At 60.3% G+C, this 15,098-nt stretch carries 9 protein-coding genes; 8 read left to right on the forward strand and 1 reads right to left on the reverse strand.

Features of this window, described 5'->3' with window-relative positions; genetic code table 11:
• The first annotated feature begins 184 nt into the window (after positions 1 to 184).
• The 6 genes from PQR42_RS00370 (at position 185) to PQR42_RS00395 (ending at position 8,548) form a co-directional block, all read left to right on the forward strand.
• Positions 185 to 1,333: an EpsG family protein gene (locus PQR42_RS00370; protein WP_408385071.1), complete on the forward strand. Its 1,149-nt coding sequence runs from the start codon at positions 185 to 187 to the stop codon at positions 1,331 to 1,333.
• 310 nt (positions 1,334 to 1,643) lie between these two features.
• Positions 1,644 to 2,780 (forward strand): MraY family glycosyltransferase, encoded by a 1,137-nt coding sequence (locus PQR42_RS00375; RefSeq protein WP_408217691.1) that lies wholly within the window; start codon positions 1,644 to 1,646, stop codon positions 2,778 to 2,780.
• Between the two features lie 200 nt (positions 2,781 to 2,980).
• Positions 2,981 to 3,679 (forward strand): FadR/GntR family transcriptional regulator, encoded by a 699-nt coding sequence (locus tag PQR42_RS00380; RefSeq protein ID WP_408385070.1) that lies wholly within the window; start codon positions 2,981 to 2,983, stop codon positions 3,677 to 3,679.
• 177 nt (positions 3,680 to 3,856) lie between these two features.
• Complete coding sequence (glmS, locus tag PQR42_RS00385) at positions 3,857 to 5,674, forward strand: glutamine--fructose-6-phosphate transaminase (isomerizing) (RefSeq protein WP_408217668.1); 1,818 nt, start codon at positions 3,857 to 3,859, stop codon at positions 5,672 to 5,674.
• Between the two features lie 42 nt (positions 5,675 to 5,716).
• Positions 5,717 to 7,369, forward strand: coding sequence for a glucosamine inositolphosphorylceramide transferase family protein (locus PQR42_RS00390; RefSeq protein ID WP_408385068.1), 1,653 nt, complete (start codon positions 5,717 to 5,719; stop codon positions 7,367 to 7,369).
• A gap of 1,011 nt (positions 7,370 to 8,380) precedes the next feature.
• Positions 8,381 to 8,548, forward strand: coding sequence for a hypothetical protein (locus PQR42_RS00395; RefSeq protein ID WP_408385065.1), 168 nt, complete (start codon positions 8,381 to 8,383; stop codon positions 8,546 to 8,548).
• An 86-nt stretch (positions 8,549 to 8,634) separates the two neighbouring features.
• Here the strand turns inward: PQR42_RS00395 and PQR42_RS00400 are convergent, their stop codons facing one another.
• Positions 8,635 to 9,858, reverse strand: coding sequence for a GDSL-type esterase/lipase family protein (locus PQR42_RS00400; RefSeq protein WP_408385063.1), 1,224 nt, complete (start codon positions 9,856 to 9,858; stop codon positions 8,635 to 8,637).
• A gap of 456 nt (positions 9,859 to 10,314) precedes the next feature.
• Between PQR42_RS00400 and PQR42_RS00405 the strand changes: the two genes are divergently transcribed.
• Positions 10,315 to 13,380 (forward strand): acetoacetate--CoA ligase, encoded by a 3,066-nt coding sequence (locus tag PQR42_RS00405; RefSeq protein ID WP_408385060.1) that lies wholly within the window; start codon positions 10,315 to 10,317, stop codon positions 13,378 to 13,380.
• A gap of 170 nt (positions 13,381 to 13,550) precedes the next feature.
• Complete coding sequence (locus PQR42_RS00410; protein ID WP_408385058.1) at positions 13,551 to 15,092, forward strand: T6SS phospholipase effector Tle1-like catalytic domain-containing protein; 1,542 nt, start codon at positions 13,551 to 13,553, stop codon at positions 15,090 to 15,092.
• The last annotated feature ends 6 nt before the right edge of the window (positions 15,093 to 15,098 follow it).

Raw genomic sequence — 15,098 nt, forward strand, 5'->3', positions numbered from 1 at the left:
ATTTATTGTTGATACGAATTGACGGACCAGCGTTCCGGAGTCGATTCAAAACTTGTGTGCCATTCCGCTCGTAATGTCGAACAAAAGCCTGATAGCGTGCAGGGGCGTAAGGCGATGTGAGTTTCAAGGCCATCCAATGGCCCAATAGCATCACCGATCGACGGGCCCGGTCCGCTAAACGGCGATGACCGACAGCACACTTGAGCGGCATAAAAATCAACACACCTCCTCCGGTTTGCGCAGAGCTGGCAAGCTGACGGGCAAGAGGGAGACGAAAGTGGCAGAACAACTCAACTCGAAGTTCCAGATCCATTCAATCGGCTACCGATGGATGCGCCCTTCCATGCTTGCATTCCTGGCATTGGCGGCGTTCATTCTGTGCATGATCGCCTTCGGCGATCGGAGCCAGTTGCTCGATCAGGACAATTACGTTGCGTACTTCAGGGATGCCGATCCGCTTTGGATCGTTCATCTCTGGGCCAATAGCCATTCGACGGTGCTCTTCATCGTGAAGACGATCACGGATGAGCTCGGCTGGCGGCTCTGGGTGCTAGGCATCGATTCACTGGGCTTCTCACCGGATACCGCGGTGCGGCTGACGGTTGTCGTGCTAAACGTGCTCATGGCGCTTGCCCTCAGCCGGACGCGCCGGCCGCTTCTTGGCCTGCTTTTATGGGCGCTGATCCCCACCGGCCTCGCGACGGTCGGGCTATTCCAGATCCGCCAGGGATTTGCTCTGTCGATTGCCATGTATTTCGCGATGTGCCGGCAGCAGCCCATTCGAGGCGCGCTTCTCGCCAGCATTGTTCACACCACATTCGCGTATCCGGCCTTGTTCCTGATTCTCGCGCACGTGCTCATGAGGCGAAGCAAGGCGGTGGCAATCGTGGGCGTGATAGGCGCGGCGCTCGCGATGTCGCTGGCGTCAGCGTGGCTTTTCAACACGTTCGGTGGCCGCCGGCTCGAAGAATACAGCCAGCAGGAAGCGTTCACGGTGAACTTCCTGATATCGCTCGTCCTGTATCTGATCGTGCCGGCGCTCGTGCTCTTGCTCCGTCGAAAAAATATCGAGGACACGGTGCGCGAAATGGTCGTCCATAAGATCGCGATCATGCATATTGGCCTGCTCATGTTCCTGATCATTTCCTTCTTCGTCTATCCGTTCGGGACCCAGCGCATTGTCTACTATGGGCCGCTGCTGCTGGCCTTCCTGCTGCCGGAGATCCGTCTCAAGAACTCGCTGGTCCTGTGGACCGTCGCTTTTGTCTTAGGTATTTTGACTTACGACGTTATCAAGAACTATCTGCTGGGCACGTACAGGTACTTTCTCTGAGCAGATGTCCGATAGCCGTGAAGGAGCGCTCGCCAATGCGCAGCGCGCCTCCTTTGCGAGCCGGACGCAAGACTGAGCAATGGTCATTTCATAGACACGCCCCGATCCGTCAATAACTGAATCGGCGTATTGCGGCACGCCGCATTTACACCGATTTGTCGGTTCATAAAATGATCGTGGCGGGGTTGTGTTGGGAATACCACAGAGGAAAGACTCGAAATAAGAGACGGTGTGCATTACTAACCTTGTCCTAAAAAGACGTTCAAGCGACAAGAAAATAAAAATTCCTCCGTTAATATTGGAGACCGAGATGTTGAATCTTGCGCTTGGCTTTGTTGTCTCATTCCTGGTTATCTTTTTTATCGTGCGAAGTTCGGGTCTGCACGGGTCGCTGACGATGGACCACGACTTGCGCGGCATCCAGAAGAACCACGCCTACGCGGTGCCGAGAATCGGCGGAATTGGGATTGCATGCGCCGCCACCGTCATTCCTCTCATACAGCCGCTGTGGGCGACCAACCCGGGGACGAGTCAACTGCTGCTCCTTTTGTGCGCCGTGCCGGCGTTCGCAGGAGGCGTGATCGAGGACATGACCAAGCGCGTGAGCCCGCGAGTGCGGCTCCTGTGCGCACTCGCTTCGGCGCTCGCGGCCTGCCTGCTGATGCACGCGACGCTCACGCGGGTGGACTTGCCCCTCGTCGATCAGTGGCTGCGCATCGTGCCGATCGGCATCGGCTTCACGATGCTCGGCGTCGCCGGGCTGACGAACGCGGTCAACATCATCGATGGCTTCAACGGGCTCGCGTCGGTTGTGACCATGCTGATCTTCGCCTCGATCGGCTATGTCGCACACAGCGTCAACGATTGGCTCATCATGAGCATGGCACTGACGATGATCGGAGCGATTGGCGGCTTCGTGCTCTGGAACTTTCCGGTGCCTTCCGTCTTCCTCGGAGACGGCGGCGCTTATTTCGTCGGTTTCATCATGGCGGAGCTGCTCATACTCCTGATCGTGCGCAACCCGGGCGTGTCGGCGTGGTACGCAATGGCCGTCGCCATCTATCCGACCTTCGAGACGCTCTTTTCCATCTATCGCCGCAGGATCGTGCGCGGGCGACCGGCCGGCGCCCCCGACGGACTTCATCTGCATACGCTCGTGTATCGGCGTGTCGTGCGAAAGGGGCTCGACGCGGGCAATCTACGCCAGCGCGCGCTGCGCAATTCACGCACCTCGATTTATCTGTGGGTGCTGAGCCTGATCGGCATTGTTCCGGCCACGTTCTTCTGGGACAGCCCGATCGCGCTTGCCGGCGCAACCATCGCATTCGTCCTGGTTTACGTTCACCTCTATGTGTCGATCGTGCGCATCAGGACGCCGCGCTGGCTGATGATCACGCGGCACGCCCCGGTGGTCGCGCCGCGTGGGGCGGAGCGGCCGCGCCACTGACGTTCGGGCGGGGGGAGTGGGGTAACCCATATTTGAATCTCTTTAGACGGTCAGTGTGTGAGGACGTACGTTGCGGGAGCCAAACCCGATGCACCATGTGGATATACAAAGGCACGGGGGAAAGCCTTGTACACCACGGCGAAGATTCGAGAAAAGGCGGATCTTGCACATAACACTTCACAGTGTGACGAGAAAATAAAATGAACCACGGATTCGAAGCCTCGCTCGTCAAGCGAGTGGTCAATCAACTGGTGACCGGCATCATCAACGGGGATTACGACGGCGACGTGCTTCCTCCGCAGGTGATCCTCTCGAAGAAGCATGGCGTGAGCCGGGCCATCATGCGCGAAGCGATCAGCATCCTGGTTTCGCGCCGGATGCTCGATGTCAGGACCAAGACGGGTACTCGCATCACGCCTGCGAAAGACTGGCTGATCATCGATCATGAAGTCGCCGAGTGGCGGCTTCGCGCCACGCCGGATCCGGAGTATCTGCTTGGGCTGATCGAGTTCCGCAAGGTCGTCGACCCCCGAGCGGCTGCGTTCGCGGCCACTCGCGCGACCCGGCATCAGCGCATTGCTATCACCGCCATGTATCAGAATCTCCAGCGTGCGAGTGGGGATAGCGTCGCGGAGAAAGCCGCCGAAGACGCGTTGCAGGCGGCCATCATCGATGCAAGCGGCGACGCGTTGCTCAGCCAGATGGGCAGTATCGTGCGGATGGGGTTGAGGGCCATGCGGGCGATCTCCGGCATGCAAGCGCTCGCGTACGATACGCGGGTCGCCGACTACGGGAAAGTCGTGCGCGCGATCGAAGGTGGAGATGCAGGGGGCGCGAAGGCGGCGATGATGCAACTCATCAGCCATGGCGCGGACCAATTGCTTGGGGAAACGGTTTGATCTGGGTGTCGGGCGCCGTCGTTGCGTGGAAACGGGTGATTTAGTTCGGATGCCTATCGAGAAGAAGTATGCGCGAAGCAACGGACTGCTTTAGCGCATCACAGCATGCTTTATGAAGTCCACGCGATATTCCAACACTGTTGAGTCGCGAAACGGGCTAAACCATCGGAGGGGAATATGTGTGGAATCGTGGCGGGGATCGCGGAACGCAATGTCGTTCCGGTATTGCTCGAAGGCTTGCGGCGGCTGGAATACCGTGGCTATGACTCCTGCGGAGTGGCAGTGCTTCGGGACGGCGCGCCGCACCGCGTGCGCAGTCTGACGCGGGTTCGCTCTCTGGATGCCGAGGTCCGTGAGATGGGCCTCGAAGGCTGGACGGGCATCGCGCACACGCGATGGGCGACGCACGGCGCGCCGGCGACCCAGAACGCGCACCCAATCTTCTCGAAGAACGAGGTCGCGATCGTTCACAACGGCATCATCGAGAACTTCGAGGCGCTGAAGATCAAACTGAGCCGCGCGGGCTATGAATTCGCGAGCCAGACGGACACGGAGGTGATCGCTCACCTGATTCACAGTTGCTACCAGGGCGATCTGGCGGATGCGGTGCGTCGCGCTGTAAGCGAACTGCGCGGCGCCTATGCAATCGCGGTCTTCTGCAAAGCCGAACCGGATCGCGTGGTGGGTGCGCGGTATGGCTCGCCGCTCGTGATCGGGATTAACGGCAAGGAATCGTTTCTTGCGTCGGACCCGCTTGCGCTGTCCGACGTAACCGACCGGTTCGTCTTCCTGCAGGACGGCGACATCGCCGATCTTTCCCGCAGCGGCACTCGCATCATGAACCGCGACGGCGAGCCGGTCGTGCGCGAGGCGCGCACGTTGCGCCACCCGCCCACCGAGGCAGCGCTCGGGCCGTACCGTCACTTCATGCAAAAGGAAATCTTCGAGCAGCCGCTCGCTGTGTCCAAAACGTTCCCCCGCAACAGCGCGTTCGACGCCACGCTCTTCGGCGCAACCGACCCGAATGCGTTCGCAGAGATCGACCGCATCCTGCTGCTCGGCTGCGGCACGAGTCACTATTCCGCGATGACCGCCAAGGCGTGGTTCGAATCGATCGCGAAGATTCCGACCCAGGTCGAGATATCCAGTGAATACCGGTACGGCGAGACGATCGCGGGCAAGAACACGCTCGTGGTGCCCGTTTCGCAATCGGGCGAAACCGCCGACACACTGGGCGCGCTGATCCATGCGCAATCGCTGGGTCAGGAACACACGCTCGCGATCTGCAACGTGGCGACGAGCGCGATCGTGCGACAGTCGCGCTGGTCGTTCATCACGCAAGCCGGCCCTGAGATCGGCGTCGCATCGACCAAGGCGTTCACCACACAGCTCGTGGCGCTGTTCGTTCTCGCGGTGACGCTCGGCCGCTCACGCGGGTACGTCGATGATCAGCAGGAAGCGAGCTATCGTTCGCAGCTCTCGGGCCTCTCCACGGCGCTGCAGGGCGTGCTTGCGCGCGAACCGCAGATCATTGCGTGGGCGCACGAGATCGCGCGCACGGACAGCGCGATCTTCCTCGGCCGCGGCTCGCACTTCCCAATCGCTCTGGAAGGCGCACTAAAGCTCAAGGAGATTTCGTACATTCACGCCGAAGGGTATCCCGCCGGCGAACTGAAGCACGGACCGCTTGCGCTCGTGACCGACTCGATGCCGGTCGTCGTGACCGCGCCGAACGACGGTCTGCTGGAGAAACTGAAGTCGAACATTCAGGAGGTTCGCGCCCGCAGGGGCCAGGTGTACGTCTTCGCCGATGCCGACGCGAATCTGTCAAACGAGGAAGGGCTGCGCGTCATCCAGATGCCCGAGTACTACGGGGCGTTGTCGCCGATCCTGCACGTGCTGCCGTTGCAATTGCTCGCGTATCACACGGCATGCACGCGAGGGACCGACGTCGACAAGCCGCGCAATCTCGCGAAATCGGTGACGGTGGAATGACGCACGGGCACATTGCATATTGATCCACGAAGACAATCAGCGATGAACAAGATAAAGGTTGGGGTTCTCGTCGACGACATTGCGTTGCCGGCGTGGGTGAATCACATGCTCGGGCTGATTGCCACCGAGGAGGGCATGGAACTCGCCCTTGTCGTCAAATACGCGTACAAACGGCGGCCGGAAAGGAAGATCGCTGCGCAGGCCAGTCCGTGGCTGTTGTCGCTGTGGATGGCGCTCGACAAGCGGCTCGTCAAGGTTAGACATGACGCGTTCAGGACCGAGCCCCTGGCCGCGACGCTGCCGGGTATCCCGACCTTGAATGTCGAGGTGGAGAGCAGGGAATGCGGTGATCATCTGGATGCTCGCGACCTGGCAAACATCGCCGCCTATGGCATCACCGTATTCCTGCGGCTGGGCTCGCTGCGGCCGTGCGGCGAGATCTTCGATACGGCTTCTTGCGGCATCTGGTCTTATCGGCATGGTGATGAAGTTATCGAACGTGATGGACCCGTCGGCGTGTGGGACATTCTTCTCGACCGGGCAACGACGGCGTCCGCCTTGCAGTTTCAGACCCGTGCGGGCGGCCAGCCGCACACGCTGCAAAGATCATGGTCGATGACATACCCTGTGTCGATTCACAGGAATCGCAGTCACTGCTACTGGAAGACGCTTTCATTCGCGCCGAGAAGGTTGCGCGAGCTCAGGCAGATCGGCGAGGAAAACTTCAGGCTGAAGTATACGAAGGCTGATACTCCGCCGGCGTTCTATTCCGGGGAAGAAATCGCCGAGCCGACCAGCGGAGCCTATGGCAAGTTCATCGGCCAGTTGTTGGCGCGAACCGTCGCAAAGAAGGCAAGCGGGCTGCGCAAGTTCGAACAGTGGATGCTGCTTTATCACTTCGGCGAGAACGGTCATCTCCCTGACCGTCTGTTCGAGTTCAAGCAGTTGGTACCTCCCAGGGACCGCTTCTGGGCAGACCCGTTTGTCGTCGAAAGGCATGGGGAGTATGCGGTCTTCATCGAAGAACTCGAATACTCGAAGAACAGGGGTCATCTCTCGGTTATCCGTTTCGATGCAAACGATCAACCGATCTTGCCTCCTGTGAAGATACTGGAGCGGCCTTATCACCTGTCTTATCCCTTCATGCTGGAGGAGGACGGGGAGCTCTACATGATTCCGGAGACGAACGAGAGCAAGGCCATCGAGCTTTATCGGTGCACGCGGTTCCCGGATCAATGGGAACATGTCATGAACCTGATGGATGGCGTCATGGCCGTCGACACGACGATCTGGCGTCACGACGGCAAATATTGGCTGTTTGCCTGCATGCGGGAAAACGAGCACGCACCGCTGTCCGATGAGTTGTTTCTGTTCTGGTCCGATTCGCTGTTGACGCAGGACTGGCATCCTCATCCGTGCAACCCGATCGTGTCGGATATCAGAACTGCCCGCCCCGCAGGGAACATCTTCGAGCACCAGGGGCAGTGGTACCGACCCGCGCAGGATTGCAGCGGTAAATACGGGCGCGCATTGTCGTTTCAGCGTATCGACGTAATCGACGAGACGGCCTACAAAGAGACGCCGGCCAGCCGGATAGAAGCAAACTGGGACGCAAGCATAGATCGCGTGCACACGTTCAATCGGGCGGGGAGATTGACCCTCATCGACGGGATGAAAACGCGCGGTAAATTGTGACTCACTGCCGTATCCGGCGCATCGCGTTAAATCGCCCTGGCGATACTGCATCTCGGCAGACTGTACACCGCCTTTGCGGTGGCGAGTCATCAAGCAGAGTCGTAGACGGCACTCGCCGAATCCTACATGCGGGGCTATTGAAGCAAACAGCCCCGCGTGACGCCGGGGCTGTCAGAATTCACATCGTTCTATATCACGGCGTTCTCTTTCGTCCGGACGGCCCATGAATCTCGGGTGCGTCTGCGTGACCGCTATCGGCATCGTCGCGGGTAACCGGACGTCGTGCTTGAGCCTTCCTCTTCCTGCTTGCGAGCGGCCTTTCGTATTCCTCTCGCTCCCGTATTGCGCCGTTGTGAACCAACGCGCAAAGGAAGAGTACGACGAAAAGCCATACTGAAACTATTAGAATAATTGTGGTTAATGTGGTCATGGCGAGCCTGCTTATTGGAATCGATTGATGGGCGCGAACGACTGTGGAGCGTTCAATCCAGGCGATTCAACCTGGTGCCGTATATTTACCGACCGCCATTTTGGTCTCCCTTCTTTTAATGTATTTGATGCCGATGTTGGAGCTAAAGGCGCGCCTTTTCTGCGGCGCTGCGCACACTCAAATCAAACTGCGCGGGAATACGCGGACAATAAGCAACACAGCTAACGGGCAATGATCCAGGCGCGATGAGCGCCGCCGTGGGCATATTCCCAGCAATGGGATTCTTGCTGCGGCTTAACGGACGCGGGCATGTGAGGTACAGTGCAGAACTCGTCGTCGCCTCTGAGCTGCTCCAGGCGCTTTTGCCTGCCAGCCGCTCAGGGGTACAGCGCGGGTATCGCGTGTCTTGCTAACAACTTAATGGAGCGTTATAGGAGAGGCAGGGTTGAGCTAGCTAATCGGGTGTGCACCCGGATGTGCCAAAAACGTCCGCATGCAGAATCACGTGTGATTAGATTGCAAACCCTGGGATTGGTAAAGCCTGCATCGATCCGCGCTTGCCCTTGACTCACGGAGGTCATATGACTCTTTTGGGCATCATCGGGACGGTTGTTTTCGTCGCGGTTGTCGTGCTCTCGTTGCTGGCGGTGATGGACGTCCTGTTTTCTACGTCCGATAAAAAGAAGATTTCGAAGAACGGTGCTAGAGCGCGAAAACTGAACGGACGTCGAAGATGGTTGCGTAAATGAGTTCGCCTGCACAACCGTCACATCGCCCTCGGCTCGCATGTTGCGGTGAAGTGGTTCCCGCACGAAGCCAACCTCTGACTGCGTGCTTACGGCGCCCGAATCGGCGACCCAGCCGTGAGCGCATCCAGATCCAATGCGTTGGCGATTGCTTGCAAGCCCGCTTCGTTCGGATGGAGGTTATCGCCGCTGTTATAGGCCGGCAGTAAAACAGCGGGATTGGCGGGGTCGCTGACTGCCTTCGCCTGATCGAGTACCGCATCGCAGCCGCTAGTCGAACTCAGGATGAATGCGTTCACGTCCTGACGCGCAGCTTCGATGCTGCCCGTCGCGCCAAACGGCGTCAGCGTGGAGCAGATCGCCTTGATGTCGACGCGATGCGCGCGCTCAATGAGCTGTCGCAATGCGCTGATCAACCGAGGGGCCGCGGATGGTTTATCGGTGTTCAGATCGTTGATCGCATCGTCCGAGATGACTACCCATTTCGCGCCCGGTTGCTGGAGCACGTCGCGATCGAAGCGTCGGAGACCAGCCTGTCCGGCGTTATTGGTGAAGAAGTCATTTCCGCTGATGCCCTGGTTGAGCACGCCGACCGTCATGCCGGCCTGTTGCAGCCGTATTGCGAGGCGATTGGGCCAGCGCCGGTTTCCATTGACGCTCGACATGAGGCCGTCGGTTATGGAGGCGCCAAACGTGACGATCGCGCCCGTCGCCGCCTCGTTCCGCACGTCGAGATTCGTCAAGAAATAGTAGGACTGGCCGCCTGGGGAGATCGTGGCGCCGCCGGGAAAGGCCGGGTCGGCGACAACGTCTCCAGCGGCGATATAGAGGTCTTGCAGGCCGTCGACGTGGCCTGTCGAACGCGGAGGGGTCCGCACGGGCAGATAGAGGCTGATGGCGACATCGGCAAGCGGTGGGACCTCGAACGCGATCGGGTCGCTGACGACCGAAGCGCCCACGGGAATCGTCACGTTCCGCTGACCGTCGAATGTGACGGCGCGCTCGCTGCCGACCACCGCGTTTTGACCTTGCGCGCGCCGCGCGATTTGAGCGTCACCGATTACTAGCGGCTCGGAGCCGAAAAGATTCGACAGATGGATTCGCGCCGATGTTCCGCCGATGCTGGTGCGCACGATCTGCCGCAAGGTCTGATTATTGAAGCCGTCATCGTCCGTGATGGATGGCGAAACGGACCAGGTGCCTATCCAGGGGGCGGACGCCCCGATGCCTTGCGCACGATAGCTGGTGGTATCAGGCAGCACGATGGAGATAACTAAAACCGCTTTCAGAAGCGTCGGAATCCATCGTTTCACATTCTTCCCCTCGTAAAAGGCCGCGTAGGGGACACGAAGCCGGCCGTCTGGCGAAGAACGGATGTTGCAATCTCTTTTGCAACCGCACCGCGCAATGTTCGTATCGTGCAGCGCATAAGCCTGATCCTCTTTCTCGTTTGGTCGTTTCCGCTCGATTGGAGCGTTCTTTGCATAGGCGTTCGGTACGCTAGATAACACAGTGCGAAGCGGCGAGCGAATCTAATCTCACCTGCTCGCAACGAATTGGCATGAAGGACCGTGCCGCGAGTCGTTGCATTGCGACGCATGTAATTTTGTGTGAGGTCGCACATAGCATCGTTGCCTCGCGCAGTAACCTGTTTGCGAGAGAACGGTGGTCATGGTCAAGCGAGGCATTGTCGGAATGCGACTGAACGCCGGCGCCTGCCGGCAGGCAGATAAATACTAATAAAGCTTTGTTCCAATACGGGTGCGCGGATGAATCACGAGAGGGGCGTCGGGGCGAGCATACGCATGTATGCGCGCGAACCCATATTTCAGAACTTGCCAGAGCGCGTCGCTCAATCACGCATGTCACGCTTCAGCGCGGCGCTGGAGAACTCCGCCGGCGAGCGTTTCGCGGACTATCCGGAACTGCATGCCTACTCGACGCGCGAATTCCGCCGGTTCTGGCAGTGCTTTCTGCAGTGGACCGGCGGAATGGAGTGGAGTGGCAGCATGGAGCCGGCCTGCGTCGGCGACGAATGCGAGACCGCGCGTTTCTTTCCGAACGTCGAGCTGAATTACGTTCAAAGTGTTCTTGGGCGAAAGATCGCGCCAGACGAGTCGCCGGCACTCACCGCCCGCTATGCCGACGGCCGCCGCGAAACGATGACGCGCGGCGATCTGCGCGAGCGGGTCGCGCGCCTTGCCTATTCGCTCAGCGAGCTCGGTCTGCGTCCGGGCGACCGCGTGGTCGCGATGATGCGCAATGACGCAGAGGCAATCATCACGGCGCTCGCGGTGACGGCGGTCGGCGCGACGCTATCCACTGCGGCGCCTGAAACCGGCGTGCAGGCGATCCTCGATCGCTTCGAGCCGCTCGAGCCGCGCATGCTGTTTGCGCACACGACCCAGCGCTCGTTCGATACGGCCGGCTCGATCGCTGCGCACGTCGCCGCGGTGGCCGCGGCGTTGCCGACGCTCACCGACGTCATCTGCCTGGATGAAACGCCGCTGCCGAGCACGGTCAGCCAGCGTCGGCATTCGCTGCGCGATCTCATCGTGCAAGGTGACGCCGCTCGGTTCGAATGGCGGCGTTTTCCGTTCAATCATCCGCTTTTCATCATGTTCTCGTCCGGCACGACGGGAAAGCCCAAGTGCATCGTGCATGGCGCCGGCGGCACATTGCTCGAACATCTGAAAGAGCATCAGTTGCACAGCGACCTGGGTCCGGGTGACAAGCTGTACTTTCACACGAGTTGCTCGTGGATGATGTGGAACTGGCAGTTGTCGGTGTTGGCTTCAGGCGCCGAGATCGTCACGTACGACGGACCGGTGACGGAAGTCGACACACTTTGGCGGCTGGTCGCCGATGAGCGCGTGACCGTGTTCGGCACGAGTCCCGCCTATCTGAAGATGTGCGAGGACGCGGGCCTGAAACCCGGCGAGCAGTTCGGGCTGGATGCGCTGCGCGCGATGATGTCGACGGGCGCCGTGCTCTACGACTCGCAGTTCGAATGGGTGCGCTCCTACGTCAAGCCGCTGCAGCTTCAGTCGATTTCCGGCGGCACCGATATCATCGGCTGCTTCGTGCTCGGCAACCCGAATCTGCCGGTTTATGCAGGCGAAGCACAGTGCAAGAGTCTCGGCTTCGACGTGCAGGCGTGGAACGAGGGCGCACTCACTTCCATGACCGGCGAACTGGTTTGCGTCAATCCGTTTCCGTCGCGCCCGCTTGGCTTCTTCGGCGACGCGGACGGCGCCCGCTTTCACGCCGCCTATTTCAAGGCGAATCCGGGCGTGTGGACGCACGGCGACATCATCGAGTTTTCGGCCCAGGGCTCGGCGCGCCTGCATGGGCGCAGCGACGGCGTGCTGAACGTGCGCGGCATCAACGTCAGCCCCGGCGAGATCTATCGCATTGTCAGCGGCATTGGCGAGATCCATCAATCGATGGTCGTCGCGCAGACTGCCTATGACGCGAGCGGATCAGGCCAGCGCGTCGTGCTGCTGCTCGTGTTGCGCCGGGGCGCGAAGATGACCGCCGCACTCGCTTCGCGCGTGCGGCGTGAACTGATGCTGCAGGGTTCGGCAGCGCTCGTGCCGGACGTGATCGCCGAAGTCGACGCGCTGCCCGTCACGCATAACGGCAAGGCATCGGAGGCGGCCGCGCGCGATGCCGTGAACGGCCTGCCGGTGCGCAACCTGTCGTCGCTGGCGAACCCCGGATGCGTCGAGAAGATCAGCGCGCATCCCGCGCTGGCCCGCACACGTCGCGAGCTGCCGGAACCCGGCGAATCGGCCGAGCAGGTGGAAGTCTATCTATGCGCGCTCTGGGAGCAGCTTTTCAGCTTCTCACCGGTCGGTCTCGACGACAACTTCTTTGAACTCGGCGGCCATTCGCTGCTCGGTGCGCAGATGCTCGCCGAAATAAGGCTGGCGACCGGTCGAACCCTGCCGCTGGCGACGCTCATCATCGCGCCGACCATTGCGCGGCTCGCGGCCGTCATCGCGGGAGAGAGCGTGCAGCGCGCGCATCCCAACGTCGTGCCGATGCGTGCGGGCCGCGGGCGGCCTGTTTTCATGCTTCATAGCATCACGGGCTCGGTGATGGAGTGCCTCACGCTGGCCGGCACGCTGGAAAGCGAGCGGCCTGTGTACGGCCTGCAGGCGCGCGGTCTCGATGGTGACCAGGAGCCGCAGCGACGCGTCGAGGAGATGGCGAGCGTCTATGTCGAGCAGATGCGGGCTGTGCAGCCGAGCGGTCCGTATGCGCTGGTCGGCTATTCGTTTGGCGGGCTAGTCGCGTTCGAGATAGCGCAGCAGCTTGTCGCGGAGGGTGAGAAGATCGAGTTGCTGTGTCTGCTCGATACCTACGTGGATGAACGCTATTTGCCGTGGCATGCGTGGTTCGGCTTCCAGTGCGAGGTCATGGCGAAGCGCGTGCGAGCGTTCCGTGCGCTTTCCGCGCACGGCCGCCTTGCCTATCTGAAGGACAGGGTGTTCGGAGCCGCCGACCGGATTCGCATGCGGCTCGGCAGGATGGCCGCGAGGCCAGCAGCCGATACGCAGGGGCTGCCGCCGGTACTGCGGCAGGTACGCGAGTCGATGCGCGTCGCGATGGCGACGTATCGTCCGCGCCGCTATCTCGGCAGCCCGATCGTTTATGTGCGCGCGTCCGTCAGGGAGGGTGGGCAGGGCGATCCGCTGCCGGCCTGGCAGCGGGTCGCGCGGAGTGGTTTGCTGGTGAAGAACATCGATGGCGCGCATACCGATCTCGTTGTTGAGCCGAACCTCGCAACGGTGGCGGATACGCTCGCGCGCAGGCTGGCCGGCGCGTAGCAAGCCGGTACGTGGTTCAATATCATATCGGTGTCGGCAACCGGGGCCCGGCGGAAAGGCCGGACCACGCATGAATCGCCGTAAAAGCAAACGGGGCGCGCCGTTCGTTTCCAGACAAACCGTGTCATGCTTTCGTATCGGAATCGCGCCGGACGAGCAGGGCCGCAAACATGAAGAGACTTTTCGTTTGCTGTGACGGCACATGGAACTCGGAGAGCGACCAGTTTCAGGGCGTGCCCGTTCCAACCAATGTCGTTCGCTTTTTCAACGCATTGAGCGACCACGGCGACGATGGCGTCGAGCAGCTCCGGTACTACCACGTCGGCATCGGCGCCAACGAAGGCCGCGTGCGTCGCCTCGTGGATGGTGCGCTAGGACTCGGCCTCTCCCGCGACATTCGAACCGCGTACAAGTGGCTGTCCGACCACTACGAAGAAGGTTCGGAAATCTTTGTCATCGGCTTCTCTCGTGGCGCGTTCACGGCTCGAAGCCTGGTCGGCATGCTTCACCATTGCGGACTTCCTCACGAGGCAACCTGGGCGCTGGTAAGGCAGGCATGGAACCTCTACCGGCTCGACCCAAAAATACCTGAAAGCGTCAGCCGGCAGGAACGGTTCCGTATCGAACATGGCCAGCCTCCGCCCATTCGCTTTCTGGGGGTGTGGGAGACGGTGGGCGCTCTCGGCATCCCGGGAATTGTGGACTTATTCGGCGTCGGCAGAAAACGCTACGAATTTCATGACACGAGGCTCCCGCCGGAAGTTGAGCGCGCGGTGCATGCCCTTGCAATCGATGAGCAGCGGAACAACTTCTCTCCAACCTTGTGGATGGACTCGGATGGTTGCGACCTGTCACGTGTGATGCAAGTGTGGTTCCCTGGCGTGCATGCAGACGTCGGGGGCGGCTACAAAGAGACCGGACTTTCCGATGCCACGCTCAAATGGATGATTTCCGAGGCCGCGCAGTGCGGTGCGGTGTTCGAGTCGGACATGTTGAAGCAGATAGCACATGCGGACCAGTTGTCGCCATCGGCAATACATGGCGTCCTCCACAACTCGCTCACCGGTTTTTACAGGAGAATCGGCTTTCGCCCTCGATCCTTTCCGTATCTGGCGAAGGGTTCACGAAGATGTTCTGAATCGATATCGGATCTGACATTGGAACGGCAGGCCAGTCCGCCAATCTTTCAGGCTCCCTATCGACCGAACATAGACCCTGCGACGGCGGTTCAGGTGCGGGTTTTCGCCAGCCCGTTGTGGAATTGGACAGGTATTTTCATGAAGGAGGGGACGAGCTACCGGTTCCAGGTGCCTGAAGGGCAAGCGTGGTTGAATGGGGGCACTCCATCCGGCGCAGAAGGAACGCCGGGTAACTGGATGCAACACCTGTTTGCCTGGTCCAGGCGCGTCAAGGAGGCGAACTGGTTCGAACTCTGCGGTGCAATTTCACATCCAGGGCAATCTGGCAACACAGGCGTGCCACCTCGACCCTTCTACTTCAGAATCGGTAGAGAAGTGGAGATCAAGGCTCCCTACTCGGGTTACCTGTATTGCTTCGCCAACGACGCCAGTTGGGCGTATTGGAATAATCAAGGAAGTCTGCGGGTTGAAATCAACGAATCAGGCGGCATGCCGGCCAGCCATGCGGCGGCTGATGATCTGACTGCACCCGCGACAGCACCCGGAGGTTCCGGAGCGGGTCAACCTTCGTGACTTGGC

Origin of the sequence: Paraburkholderia sediminicola (assembly GCF_046027355.1) — a bacterium.
GTDB lineage: Bacteria > Pseudomonadota > Gammaproteobacteria > Burkholderiales > Burkholderiaceae > Paraburkholderia > Paraburkholderia sediminicola_B.

Bases quoted from the DNA above. Each gene is read 5' to 3' on its own strand.
- PQR42_RS00370 (WP_408385071.1), top strand. From the start codon at position 185: ATGACCGACAGCACACTTGAGCGGCATAAAAATCAACACACCTCCTCC.
- PQR42_RS00375 (WP_408217691.1), top strand. From the start codon at position 1,644: ATGTTGAATCTTGCGCTTGGCTTTGTTGTCTCATTCCTGGTTATCTTT.
- PQR42_RS00395 (WP_408385065.1), top strand. From the start codon at position 8,381: ATGACTCTTTTGGGCATCATCGGGACGGTTGTTTTCGTCGCGGTTGTC.
- PQR42_RS00405 (WP_408385060.1), top strand. From the start codon at position 10,315: ATGAATCACGAGAGGGGCGTCGGGGCGAGCATACGCATGTATGCGCGC.
- PQR42_RS00410 (WP_408385058.1), top strand. From the start codon at position 13,551: ATGAAGAGACTTTTCGTTTGCTGTGACGGCACATGGAACTCGGAGAGC.
- PQR42_RS00380 (WP_408385070.1), top strand. From the start codon at position 2,981: ATGAACCACGGATTCGAAGCCTCGCTCGTCAAGCGAGTGGTCAATCAA.
- PQR42_RS00390 (WP_408385068.1), top strand. From the start codon at position 5,717: ATGAACAAGATAAAGGTTGGGGTTCTCGTCGACGACATTGCGTTGCCG.
- glmS (WP_408217668.1), top strand. From the start codon at position 3,857: ATGTGTGGAATCGTGGCGGGGATCGCGGAACGCAATGTCGTTCCGGTA.